The sequence below is a fragment of the Bacteroidales bacterium genome (assembly GCA_029210725.1).
Taxonomy (GTDB): domain Bacteria; phylum Bacteroidota; class Bacteroidia; order Bacteroidales.
This window is the reverse complement of record JARGFM010000007.1, coordinates 41,228-53,141: the sequence shown is the minus strand read 5'-3', so window position 1 is coordinate 53,141 and position 11,914 is coordinate 41,228. Positions and strand designations below refer to the sequence as shown.

The following is an 11,914-nucleotide window of genomic DNA, read 5'->3' as shown; positions in this document are numbered from 1 at the left end:
GAAACAGTCCGGGTATCATTGTTTACCGGGATTCAAGATATGGAAAATCTCTCAGAAGGTCATATTGAAGATGGTCTCTTCATTGGGCTTCGACTGGGCTGTAATGGTACCTCCGTGCAGTCGCATAATCTGTTTGGAGAGGCTTAAGCCGATCCCTGAACCGCTCTGCTTGGTGGTAAAAAAAGGGATAAAGATTTTGTCGATCACCTCATCCAGGATTCCCTGTCCATTATCAATGACCTGGATGGTGGGCCGGCCCCTTTTGTTATAGAAGCCCCTGATTTGTATCTCCGCACCCAGCCGCCCTTTCAGGGCCTGAACGGAATTCTTGATCAGGTTGATCAGGACCTGTTCAATCATCTGTTCATCAATCTGTAATTCAATGGTATCCGGTTCCACATAGCTGTGAATCCTGATATTTTTCCGCTCCACATCTTTCTTCATCAGGGTATGCACATGGCCAATCAGCTCGCTCATTTTTACCACGGAAAAGTTGGGTTCCGGTATTTTTGTCAGACTGCGATAAGTTTCCACGAAATTCATCAGCCCGGTGCTTCGTTTATTAATGGTCTGCAGAGCCCCCTGGATCTCAAAAATGGTCTCCCTGTCGACCTCCTGCATCTCTTTTTCGCCCGAAGTATAGGGCTTGACCATATTTTCCACCGTGGAGGAAAGGGAAGAAATGGGGGCAATGGAATTCATGATCTCATGGGTAAGTACCCGGATCAGCTTCTGCCAGGCCGCGGTCTCCTGCTCTTCCAGCACATTCTGTATATTCTTGATGGTACTCAGAAGAATGACCTTATCTTTCACTTTGAATTCCGTGGCAAAGATGGCCAGTTGAAGAATATCTTCTTCATCCTGGACCTTCACCAGCTTATTTTCGCCCGGATTAATGGTGAGCAGGGTATTGGTCAGTTTCTTGCTGAGCGAGCTGAGCGAATGAATATTTCTCAGGCTGTTGATCTGGAACAGTTTTTTGGCCGCGGGATTGATCATCTCCACGGTTCCGTCACGCTGATAGGCCAGAATACTCACATCAATGTTCTGCACGATGCTTTGCAGGTAATGGAAATGCTCTTCCCGTTCCGAACGTACCTGCTGAAAGTCTTTCATCACATCGTTAAAGGCAGCATTAAGTTCATCGAAGGAGCTGCCTCCGTCGCTGATCTGAAAAGTACGGGTGAATTCGGAATAACGGATCGATTCGAGAAAACTTGCCAGCTCCCTGTTGGTTCGGTCCACATATTTTATCAGCGACCACACCTGGTAGATAATCAGTCCGGCCACCAGTATGGGCGTAAAGGTAAAGGTGCTGTTCAGCGTGATAAACAGGGCAAGGCAGGTAACGGTAAGCAAAAGTACCCTCAGGACGATATTAAAGCGGAACTGTTTAAAGGCCATGCTTTTCCATTCTTCTGTAGAGGGAGGTTCGTGTCAGACCAAGTTGTGTAGCCGCCTGGGTCACATTGCCCTGGTTTGTTTTCAGAACTTTCTCAATAATTGTTTTTTCAATATCCTCGAGGTTATAGGACTCCAGCTCCAGTCCTCCCCTGCTTTTTACGCCTGAGGAAAGGATGAAATCTTCCGGACCCAGACTGCTTCCGTCGCACATAATTACGGCCCGTTCAATGGCATGCTGGAGTTCTCTGACGTTACCGGGCCAGTTGTACTGGTTCAGCCTTTTAATGGCTGAAGACTGGATGTTCCGGATCGGTTTTCTGTATTTCCGGCTGTAGATTTTCAGGAAATGATCGGCCAGCAGGGGCACGTCGCCTGTGCGGTCCCTGAGTGCCGGCAGATGAACCTCCACCGTATTGATGCGGTAGAGAAGGTCCTGACGGAAAACGCCGTCGGCCACATCCTGGTGTATGTTGTTGTTGGTGGCACAGATCATTCTCACGTCGATCGGAATGGACTTGGTGGAGCCCACCCGCATGATTTCGCGGCGCTCGAGTACCGTTAGCAGTTTTGATTGCAGAGTGTAGGTGAGGTTGCCAATTTCATCCAGAAACAGGGTTCCCGAGGAAGCAATTTCGAAACGCCCCTGTTTCATCTTATGAGCATCGGTAAAGGCTCCTTTTTCATGACCGAACAATTCACTTTCAAAAAGGGTCTCCGGAATGGAGCCCAGGTCCACGCTGATGAACACCTCATCCTTTCGAAGAGAGTTCCGGTAGAGCGCCCTGGCTACCAGTTCCTTCCCTGTCCCGTTCTCCCCAAGGATCAGCACATTGGCATCCGTTGCCGCCACTTTTTTAATGGTGTTGAATACTTCGTACATCTCGGGCGACTGGCCCACAAAGTCGGTGTAGGGCTGGTCCAGTACGGCGCTGATCTCCTGCTGCTTGAGTTTCAGGTTCTGTGCCTGGATACGCGTGCGCCGGAGGCTGATTGCGGAGTTGATGGTGGCCAGGATCTTTTCATTCTGCCAGGGCTTCAGAATAAAGTCGGTGGCCCCCATCTTAATGGCTTTCACAGCTTTTTCAGCATCCCCGTATGCGGTGATAAAAACCACCACAGCCTGATTGTCAATTTCCAGGATCTGCGAAAGAGCATCATATCCCTCCTGACCGCTTATGGCATCCTTGGTGAAGTTCATATCCAGCAGGATCACATCCCAATCCTGTTTCTTCATCATCTCAGGAAGCCGTTCCGGTCCCGACAGGGTTTCAATAATTTCCACATGGGGGCGCAATAACAATTTCAGGGCAAAAAGGATGTCTTCGTTATCATCCACTGCCAGGATTCTGCCTATTTTCTGTTCCATTTTAAAAATGTAATAACTATTTGAGCTTGCAATATTTCAAAAAAAGTGCCTTAATTGTTAATTAATTCAAAGCCAGAGAAATAGATAAAAAACTTCCCGGAGAAACCAGGATGAAATGTACGAAATCGTACATAGGAATCCCAAAATCGGACACTTTTTTTTTGCTCCCGGAAAAGAAAGAAAAGCTAAGTTGCAGAAAAACAGTTTATTATATTTTTTGGCACAAAAAGTGCATTATTTGTGGCGTATAAAAATCTTCTGTTATGACTGAAATGGACGGCATGGACCGTAGAATTGAAAAAAAGGGACTCTCCCGTAAAATGATCTGGTACCTTGTATTTGGAGCAGTGATGCTTGCTGTACTGGGGATAATAATTTTTGGAGACAAGAGTTCCAAGTATAATGTAGATGTTTCGCGCATCACCATCGAGGAGGTGAAGCAGGATGTTTTCCAGGACTATATCACCTTGCAGGGAACCGTGGAACCGATTACCACCGTCTACCTGGATGCCGTTGAAGGGGGCAGGGTGGAAGAGATTCTGATCGATGAAGGAAACATGGTGAAGAAGGGGGATGTGATACTCCGCCTCAGTAACAACAACCTGCTGCTCGAGATCACCAATGGCGAGGCAGGGGTGGTGAGGGCCATCAACGAGCTGAGGACTGTCCAGCTGACAATGGATCAGACCAGGGTCAGGTACAAGCAGCAGATCATCGAGCTGGAAACCCAGGTGGCACAGAGTAAAAGGCTATATGAGAACAACAAGATCCTGTATGATCAGAAACATGTCTCCAGGGAGGAGTTCGATCAGTCACGCGAGAACTACAGCGCCAATCAACAGTTGCTCGCTCTGGTGAAGGAGAACTTTCGCAACGACTCCATCACCCAGTCCATTCAGCTCAGTTCCATGGAATCCTCGGTGCAAAGCATGGAAGAGAGCATGCGGATCATACGCCGCAGGCTGGACAATCTGAACATCAAGGCCTCGGTGGACGGAGAACTGGCCACCCTGAATCCGGAGATCGGCGAGGTGATCATCTACGGTACCCGGGTAGGGACCATCAATATCCTGGATTCTTATAAGTTAAGGGTCGATATTGACGAACATTATATTGCCCGTATCCAGCGTGGACTCACCGGGGAGTGCGACTTTGCCAGTACCTCTTATTCCGGGGTGATAACCAAGATATATCCCGAAGTACAGAATGGCCGTTTTTCGGTGGATATGGTTTTTACGGAAGAGATCCCTGCCCAGATCCGCATCGGGCAGACTTCCAGGATCAGGCTGCAACTGGGTGAATCCAAAGAGGGAGTGTTGCTGACCAAGGGCGGATTCTACCAGACCACTGGCGGACAGTGGGTTTTTGTACTGGATGAATCTGAGGAGTTTGCCGTGAAACGTGATATCAGTATCGGACGTCAGAATCCCAGGTATTATGAGGTGCTGGATGGCCTGGAGCCGGGCGAGAAGGTGATTGTCTCCTCCTACCAGAACTATGCTGATCATGATAAACTGATTTTGAAACACAACCGTTAATCCAGAAGAGATGAAGAAAATATTCCAAATAGCATGCGCCCTTCTGGTCGTTTCGTCCATGGCCCGGGGCCAGTCAGAATCTCTCTGGAGCCTCGAGCAGTGTATTGATCAGGCAATTGAGTACAACCTCCAGGTGAAAAGGCAGGAACTGCTGATGAAATCGACCGGACAGGACCATCGTCAGAGCAAGCTCGACCTGCTGCCCAACCTGAACGGTATGATAGAACACCAGCTGGGATCGGGGCGTGTACTGGACCGGGGTACCTATGAGTGGAAAAATACCAATGTGAGCCAGGGTGACCTGGGTATGCAGAGTGATCTGACCCTGTTTAACGGACTTCAGGGGCTTAACAGCATGAAGATGTATAAGGCCAGTTACCAGATGAGCCTGGAGGATATGGAGGCCATGGTGGACAACATTACCATTCAGGTGATGACCGGCTACCTGGATCTGCTCAGGAACCGGGAGCTGGTGGATGTGGCAGAGATGAAGGTGGAGGTGACCCGGAACCAGGTGGAGCGGATGGAACGGCTGGTGGAGGTTGGGAACGAGCCCCGGGGAAAATTGCTGGAGGTAAATGCCCAGCTCTCCGCTGTAAAACTAGCCTATACCCAGGCGGTGAATGCCAGGGACATTTCCAAGCTGAAGCTGATGCATGTGATGAATCTGACGGAGGAGAAAGCATTTGATATAAAGACCCCTCTGCTGCCTGAACCATCTACGGTCGATATCCCTGAACTGGATTCGGTGTTCCGGTATGCCCTGGTCAATTTGCCACAAATCAAAAGCAAGGAGTACGGAGTGGAGGCCATGGAACGTTATCTGGCCGTCCAGAGGGGCCAGCGCTCTCCCAGGCTTTATGCCCGGGGACTGCTGTACTCGAATTACAGTGACGGGCTGGTCAATCCCCTGGATCCGGATCCATTCAACCCTAGCCTGGATTACCCGCTGGATGAGCAGATCAGGAACAACCATTACAAGCAGGTCTCCATGAGCCTGTCCATCCCTATCTTCAACCGCTGGCAGGTTCAGACCAGCATCAACAAGGCCAGGATTGACCTTCAGGATGCAGAGTACCAATACGACAATGCGGTACTCCTTCTGGAGCAAACTCTGCAGCAATATCATACCGAAGCGGTGGCAGCTGCTGATAATTACAAATCGGCCCTGGAAGCGGTGGCCAACAGTGATGAGGCTTTCCGCTTTGCCGAGGAGCGCTTTAAAGTGGGCACAGGTACAGCGCTGGAACTTCAGGAGGCCCGTAATCAGCTTTTTGAATCTACCTCCGATATGATCACCTCTAAGTATGTGTTGATTTTTTACACCAGGATCCTCGACTTTTATATGGGACGGGACATTCTGTTTTAGGAGTTTATCCAGGAAGTTTTATTTTTGTAACAGTCATCCAATGCTGTCATTATGAAGAGATTACTTTTCCTGCTGCTGTTTTTTCTGTCTGTGTCTGGTTCCGGACAGGTGGTCAATTTTGCCAAAACACTTCCTGAACGCGCCTGGAGCATAGGTTTCACCCCTGCCTGGCATGCGGACAGGAACGTCATTCTCTTTGATGCCGGTGGTGCCTCCTTTGCTCTCAATGGAGGCTACGGTCTTCTGTACTCACTGGATCTGAATGCCCGCTATGTTTATTTCATGAACGGCAGTGACTATATGGGCATCGATTTGCAGTACCTGATCCATGAAGCCCGGCGGAGTTATTTTTCGGTCATCGGCGGATTGCATAAGTGGGATGAGTTTGGTATGGATCTGACGGGACTTTTCACCTATATGCCCCGTTACGAGATCAACCTGTCCCTGGGGCTCGACCTGGATCTGAGTTTTGCCTCTGAGATGAATCCCCGGATGTGGGTGCCCCTGAATGTGGGTTTCAATATCAATGAGATGGTTTTCCTTTTCGCCGAATATAACCTGCCGGTGAGCGAACGTGCCTGGGATATTGTGGCCGTAGGTGTCAACCTGGTACTGCGCTGAGACACTCCGTCCTTACTCTTTTCCGGCTTTGTAAACCAGTTCTCCTCCGGAATAGGTCTCCAGTACCCGGATGCCAAAGAGCTCATTTTCCGGAGCACTCATCAGGTCGGTGCCGGTGATGACCAGATCGGCCAGTTTGCCTGGCTCAATACTCCCTTTGAGATCTTCCTCGAAGCCCGAACGGGCTGCCCAGATGGTCATGGCACGCAGCGCTTCCTCTCTGTTGATAGCATTCTCCGTCTGGAATCCTGCTTCCGGGTAAAAGGTCTGGTCCTTCCGGACTACTCCGGCGTAAAAGCCGAAGAGGGGATTGATCTGCTCCACCGGAAAATCACTTCCATTGGGCAGCCACCCGTTCTCTTCGAGCAACTGTTTGTAGGCATAGGCCCCTTTGATTCGTTCACTGCCCACCCGGTCGCTGGCCCAGTACATATCGGAAGTGGCATGGGTGGTCTGTACGGAGGGGATAATACTGTAATCCCCGAAATAGTGAAAATCTTCGGGATGTATGATCTGAGCGTGCTCGATTCGCCAGCGCCGGTCGTTTTCTCCCCCCAGGATCCTGGCATATATCTTCAGGGTTTCCCGGTTGGCTCCGTCACCAATGCAGTGCGTGGCCACAGCAAAACCGTGCTTATAGGCCTGTTCACAGTACTGTTCCAGTACTTCAGGGGGGGTCACAAAGAGGCCATGATTCCCGGGATCATCCGAGTAGGGTTCTATCAACCGGGCCCCTCTCGATCCCAGGGCTCCGTCAGCAAACAGCTTAATGGTATTTACCGAAAGATAATCGCTGCGCCAGGGGCCTTTTTCCACGTAGTAGTTGAAGTTCTCCCCGGAAGGGGAGAGCCAGGTATTCATCCGGATCTTCAGAGCTCCTGCCTGATGCAGCGAATCGATCAGCTGCACCACCGTTTTTGACAGACCGGCATCATGCACAGAGGTTAATCCCACACTAAAACAGTTCTTTTCGGCCTCCTGAAGCGCCTGCATCATTTCTTTTTTTGTGGGGGGAGGGATTTTGGAAGCCACCAGTTCAATGGCGTTGTCGAGGAGGATCCCGCTTGGCTCCCCCTGGCTCAGTATCACACTGCCTCCATCCACCCTGGATTGGGCATTTACACCGGCCAGCTCCAGGGCCAGGGAGTTGGCCCAGGCTGCATGGCCGTCGATACGTCTCAGAAGGACGGGAGTATCCGGGAAGTGCCTGTCCAGCATAAATCTGTCGGGAAACTCCTTCACCTCCCAATCGTTCTGGTCCCAGCCCCTTCCTGTAATCCAGGCTCCCTGATTTTGTTCCCGGAAGGCTTTCAGAACCTCAATGATCTCCTCCACGGAGGCCGTTCCCGCCACATCCACTGCATTCAGGTTCATCCCGTAACCAAAAAAGTGACAGTGGGCATCAATCCAGCCGGGGTAAACATACTTTCCTTCCAGGTCGCGAATTTCATCGGAGCTGAAGCTCTTTAAAATCTCCTCCCTGCTCCCCACAGCAAGGATCCGGTGGTTCTTTATGGCCAGCGCATCGGCCGTGCTAAAGTCCTCATCCACCGTATAGATCAGTCCATTAGTGAGAATCAGATCTGCCTGGTTCTTCTGGGAGTTGCAACTTATCAGGATCAATAATACTGCTACTGAAAGAATCGTGTGTTTATACATAGCCGTAGGTTTGCAACAAAAATAGCATTCTCATATTATTTTCCCCATTTTTGCGTTAAGAACACCAGGATGATGGGTATACGCAGCTTTCTTTTTTTTGTCATTATTCCGGCAGCACTCTTCTTTTCATGTCAGCCGGAACGGAGCTATACGGAAGATCCTGTGGCCCGGCTTGAATTTACCCTGGACACGCTCTTTTTTGATACGGTATTTACCACCGTCGGGACAGTGACCAGGGCATTCAGGGTGAAGAATCCGAACAGGCAGTTTATCCGGATCGATGAGATCAGACTGGCCGGTGGAGCCTTCTCGGTGTTCAGGATCAACGTGGATGGAGCCCCGGGCCTCCGCTTCACCGATCTGGAGATTGCTCCCCGCGACAGCATGTATGTTTTTGTGGAGGCCACCCTGGATCCCAATGGTTCTGATGATATTCTCAGGATCCAGGACTCCATTGTATTCGAGACCAACGGGAAGGTCCAGGATATTGACCTGGTGGCCTGGGGGCAGGATGTGCATATGATTGCAGGAGAGACTATCGCTCAGTCCACTACCTGGCCGGCCGGTAAACCTTACCTGATTATTGATTATCTCTATGTGGATTCACTGGCCTCCCTGACCATTGATCCGGGGGTAAGGGTTTATTTGCATAAGGATGCTTCCATATTTGTAGATGGTTCTCTGCAGGTAAACGGAAGCCTGGAGGAACCGGTCTGGTTTGGCGGGGACCGGCTGGAGGAGTTTTATAAGCACATTCCCGGACAATGGGGCCTGATCTACTTATCGGGAAGCAGTCACAACAACCGGATCATTCATACAGAGATACATAACGGAACCATCGGGGTACTGATCAGTGCCACTCCCGAATCGGGATTATTGCCCGATCTGGAGATCTCCGGCAGCGTCATTAACCGGATGAGTTCCAGCGGGCTTTATGCACTGAATGCTGTGGTCAGGGGAAGCAACCTGGTGGTGGGCGATTGCGGGGGAAGCTGTGTGGCCCTGAATTACGGGGGAGATTACCACTTTACCCACTGTACGCTGGCCAATTTCTGGCCCTCCGGATTTTCCCGCCGTTCCATGCCGGCTCTTTTTCTCTCCGATTACTTTGGCACTTACAATGAAGAGGGAGAGCTGTTGCTCTATACGGGCGGGGAATTTGAAAATGCCATCTTTCTGAATTCCATTATTTACGGGTCGCACGCCACGGAGCTGCTTATCGAGAGTTATGACGGCCTGCAGCTTAATTACCTGATGGACTATTGTCTGACCAGTATTCATGAGGACAGTCTTCGTTACCTGGAGGATCCCCTGATCACCAATCTCATCTTCAATGAAAATCCCCTGTTCGATTCCATTCCGGTGGTTTATGAACTGGACAGTCTGTCTCCGGCCATCGATGCCGGACTTCCTGCACATGCCTCCGGGTTTCCGCTGGATCTGAAAGGGAGCAGCAGGCTGGATGATGAGGCCCCCGACCTGGGGGCCCTGGAAAGGACCGGGCTTTAGGCTGATCCTGATGCTGCTTGGCACATCAAGTCCATATGAAGCTTATGGCATGGTGGCCGCTGCTGTTTCTCTGGCAGGGCCTGCTTAGAGGCCCTTCTGCCCAAAGTACGAACCGGGGCGATCTGTGTTTTGTATGGTATAACGTAGAGAATCTGTTTTATCCGGAGGACGATACCCTCCCGGGAGATGATGAGTTTACTCCGGGCGGACTTCGCTACTGGACCTGGTCCAGATACCGGAAGAAGATCACAGCGCTGGCCAAGGTGATTGTTGCGGCAGGTGGAGAAGAAGTCCCTGATCTGGTGGGCCTCTGCGAAGTGGAAAATGCCCGGGTGCTGGATGACCTGCTTGCTCATCCCATTCTGGCTCCCTATCGATACAGCTATTTTCACAGGGAGGGGACCGACCACCGTGGCATGGAGGTGGCCTGCCTTTGCCGGTCAGGGAGCCTGGAATCTGTTCTATGGGAGTATATTCCGTTCAAGTCCCCTGTTTCTGCGACCAGGGATATCCTGCATCTTGCTCTGAGCCGGGGGAATGATACCCTGGATCTGTTTCTGGTGCACCTGCTATCCAGGTACAGCGGAGCCGGTGCTACTGCCCTTTTAAGGAGAGAACAGGCCGCACAACTGATGAGCTGTATGGATTCGGTGTACCGGATCCGGAACCGGGGCCTGATCATGGCTGCAGGCGATTTTAACGATGAACCCGGGGCCTACTCGCTGGAGCCGCTGGCATCGCTGCTCTCCGGCGGCGATTCCCTTATATCTTTGAAAGCAGTGAACAGGCAAGCCAGTTATAAATACAGGGGGAGATGGACTTTCATCGACCAGGTCCTGGTAAGCTCCGCCTTCAGGCCTGGCACACCAGGACTGAACACCCTGACGCTCCATCCGCTCCTGACGGAGGACCGGCAATACGGGGGGCTAAAACCCGGAAGATGCTACGAGGGCTACAGATACCAGGGAGGGATCAGCGATCACCTGCCGCTGGTGCTGCATTTCTTTCTCCCTAGTTCTTCAGGTCCCGGCGGACGGTGAGTCCCAGCTCTTTTCCCACTTCAAGCATCTTCCTGCGCGCAGCTTCATAACTATTGGGGATCTCACCATCCAGAATGGCCTCTTTGATGGCGTTCTTAATTACCCCCACCGGACGGGAAGGCGGGATGCCGAATGCCTGCTGAATATCATCGCCTGAAATCGGAGGCTGGAAGTTGCGTATGGAATCCTTCTCCTCCAGCTCCTGGATCTTCTCCCTGACAATCTGAAAATTTTTCAGATGCCGTTTGACAGTCCTTTCGTTTTTGGAAGTAATATCCGCTTCACAAAGCATCATCAGGTCCTCCAGGTCCTCTCCGGCATCGAAGATCAATCGTCTGACGGCCGCATCGGTGACGATATCCATGGAGAGCACTATGGGGCGAAGATGGAGCTGAACCAGTTTCTGCACATATTTCATCTTCTCATTGAGCGGCAGTTTCATCCTTCTGAAGATGCCCGGGACCATTCTGGCCCCGATAAACTCATGAGCGTGAAAAGTCCACCCGGTGCCCGGCTCGTATTTCCTGGTGCGGGGTTTGGCGATATCGTGGAGCAGGGCGGCCCACCGGAGCCAGAGCTTGTCTGTCTTCAGAGAGATGTTATCCAGTACCTGAAGGGTATGCAGGAAGTTATCCTTATGACGCTGTTCATTCACTTCTTCCACTCCCTTCATCTGGTGTAGTTCTGGAAAAACAAGTTCGAGAAGTCCGGTTTGATCCAGCAGCAGGAAGCCTCTTCCCGGTTGCTTTGATTCAAGGATCTTGTTGAGTTCATCGCTGATCCGTTCCTGGGAAACAATGGTGATCCTTTCACGGTTCAGGGACATGGCCTTCAGCGTTTCCGCTTCGATATCGAAACCGAGCCTGGTGGCAAAACGGATTCCCCGCAGCATCCTCAGCGGATCATCCGAAAAAGTCCGGCCCGGTTCCAGGGGTGTTTTAATCAGTTTCTCCTCCAGGTGCCTGATCCCGCCAAAGGGATCCAGAAGCTCTCCATAATTCTCCCGGTTCAGGGAAATGGCCAGGGCGTTGATCGTGAAGTCTCTCCGGTTCTGATCATCCTCCAGGGTGCCGTTCTCCACCAGGGGTTTACGGGAGTTTCGCCTGTAAGATTCTTTCCGGGCGCCCACAAATTCAATCTCCGTATCCTCCCATTTCAACATGGCGGTTCCGAAATTCCTGAATACGGTGAGCTTTACCTCTGTACCTATGGTGAGCTGAACTTTCCGGGCCAGTGCAATTCCGCTTCCAATGACGAGGATATCAATATCTTTGGGAGTATTTCCGGGACCCCGGAGCAGCAGGTCTCGTACAAAACCACCTATCACATAGGACGGGGTCCTGTCAACTGCAGATAGTGATGCAATGATCTGAAAGACTTTATGGTGAAGTTGGTCCGAAAGGTTCAT

9 protein-coding genes are annotated in these 11,914 nt (G+C 51.1%); 5 read left to right on the top strand and 4 right to left on the bottom strand.

Translation table 11 applies throughout. From position 1 onward, the window contains the following. Positions 1-51 precede the first annotated feature (51 nt). Complete coding sequence (locus tag P1P86_05480; protein ID MDF1574625.1) at positions 52-1,404, bottom strand: ATP-binding protein; 1,353 nt, start codon at positions 1,402-1,404, stop codon at positions 52-54. Then, complete coding sequence (locus P1P86_05475) at positions 1,394-2,770, bottom strand: sigma-54 dependent transcriptional regulator (GenBank protein ID MDF1574624.1); 1,377 nt, start codon at positions 2,768-2,770, stop codon at positions 1,394-1,396. The genes P1P86_05480 and P1P86_05475 overlap by 11 nt, the downstream gene beginning before the upstream one ends. 263 nt (positions 2,771-3,033) lie before the next feature. On the opposite strand from P1P86_05475, the gene P1P86_05470 reads away from it, so the two are divergent. The 3 genes from P1P86_05470 to P1P86_05460 are packed head-to-tail and all read left to right on the top strand — an operon-like array spanning position 3,034 to position 6,298. Beyond that, the gene (locus P1P86_05470) at positions 3,034-4,308 is read left to right on the top strand and encodes an HlyD family efflux transporter periplasmic adaptor subunit (GenBank protein MDF1574623.1); all 1,275 of its coding nucleotides are present in this window, start codon (positions 3,034-3,036) and stop codon (positions 4,306-4,308) included. 10 nt (positions 4,309-4,318) lie between these two features. After that, entirely contained in the window at positions 4,319-5,677 is a 1,359-nt protein-coding gene (locus P1P86_05465) for a TolC family protein (GenBank protein MDF1574622.1), read from the top strand. Positions 5,678-5,728: 51 nt separating this feature from the next. Next, positions 5,729-6,298, top strand: a complete 570-nt coding sequence (locus P1P86_05460) for a hypothetical protein (GenBank protein MDF1574621.1) — start codon at positions 5,729-5,731, stop codon at positions 6,296-6,298. Positions 6,299-6,310: 12 nt separating this feature from the next. Here P1P86_05460 and P1P86_05455 read toward each other — a convergent pair whose 3' ends face one another. Continuing rightward, positions 6,311-7,957: an amidohydrolase gene (locus tag P1P86_05455; GenBank protein ID MDF1574620.1), complete on the bottom strand. Its 1,647-nt coding sequence runs from the start codon at positions 7,955-7,957 to the stop codon at positions 6,311-6,313. A 69-nt stretch (positions 7,958-8,026) separates the two neighbouring features. Here P1P86_05455 and P1P86_05450 point away from each other — a divergent pair, with 69 nt between their 5' ends. Together P1P86_05450 and P1P86_05445 are read left to right on the top strand one after the other, a co-directional pair. After that, on the top strand, positions 8,027-9,466 hold the full coding sequence (locus P1P86_05450) for a hypothetical protein (protein ID MDF1574619.1): 1,440 nt from the start codon (positions 8,027-8,029) through the stop codon (positions 9,464-9,466). 35 nt (positions 9,467-9,501) lie between these two features. Then, positions 9,502-10,506 carry an endonuclease gene (locus tag P1P86_05445; GenBank protein ID MDF1574618.1) on the top strand — a complete coding sequence of 335 codons (1,005 nt, stop codon included), beginning with the start codon at positions 9,502-9,504 and terminating at the stop codon, positions 10,504-10,506. On the opposite strand, the gene P1P86_05440 is transcribed toward P1P86_05445, so the two are convergent. Further along, positions 10,478-11,914 carry an HD domain-containing protein gene (locus tag P1P86_05440; protein MDF1574617.1) on the bottom strand — a complete coding sequence of 479 codons (1,437 nt, stop codon included), beginning with the start codon at positions 11,912-11,914 and terminating at the stop codon, positions 10,478-10,480. The genes P1P86_05445 and P1P86_05440 overlap by 29 nt on opposite strands.

Excerpts from the sequence above, each read along its gene's own strand:
- P1P86_05465 (MDF1574622.1), top strand. The coding sequence starts at position 4,319 with ATGAAGAAAATATTCCAAATAGCATGCGCCCTTCTGGTCGTTTCGTCC.
- P1P86_05480 (MDF1574625.1), bottom strand. The coding sequence starts at position 1,404 with ATGGCCTTTAAACAGTTCCGCTTTAATATCGTCCTGAGGGTACTTTTG.
- P1P86_05445 (MDF1574618.1), top strand. The coding sequence starts at position 9,502 with ATGAAGCTTATGGCATGGTGGCCGCTGCTGTTTCTCTGGCAGGGCCTG.
- P1P86_05475 (MDF1574624.1), bottom strand. The coding sequence starts at position 2,770 with ATGGAACAGAAAATAGGCAGAATCCTGGCAGTGGATGATAACGAAGAC.
- P1P86_05470 (MDF1574623.1), top strand. The coding sequence starts at position 3,034 with ATGACTGAAATGGACGGCATGGACCGTAGAATTGAAAAAAAGGGACTC.
- P1P86_05460 (MDF1574621.1), top strand. The coding sequence starts at position 5,729 with ATGAAGAGATTACTTTTCCTGCTGCTGTTTTTTCTGTCTGTGTCTGGT.
- P1P86_05450 (MDF1574619.1), top strand. The coding sequence starts at position 8,027 with ATGATGGGTATACGCAGCTTTCTTTTTTTTGTCATTATTCCGGCAGCA.
- P1P86_05455 (MDF1574620.1), bottom strand. The coding sequence starts at position 7,957 with ATGTATAAACACACGATTCTTTCAGTAGCAGTATTATTGATCCTGATA.
- P1P86_05440 (MDF1574617.1), bottom strand. The coding sequence starts at position 11,914 with ATGAACCTTTCGGACCAACTTCACCATAAAGTCTTTCAGATCATTGCA.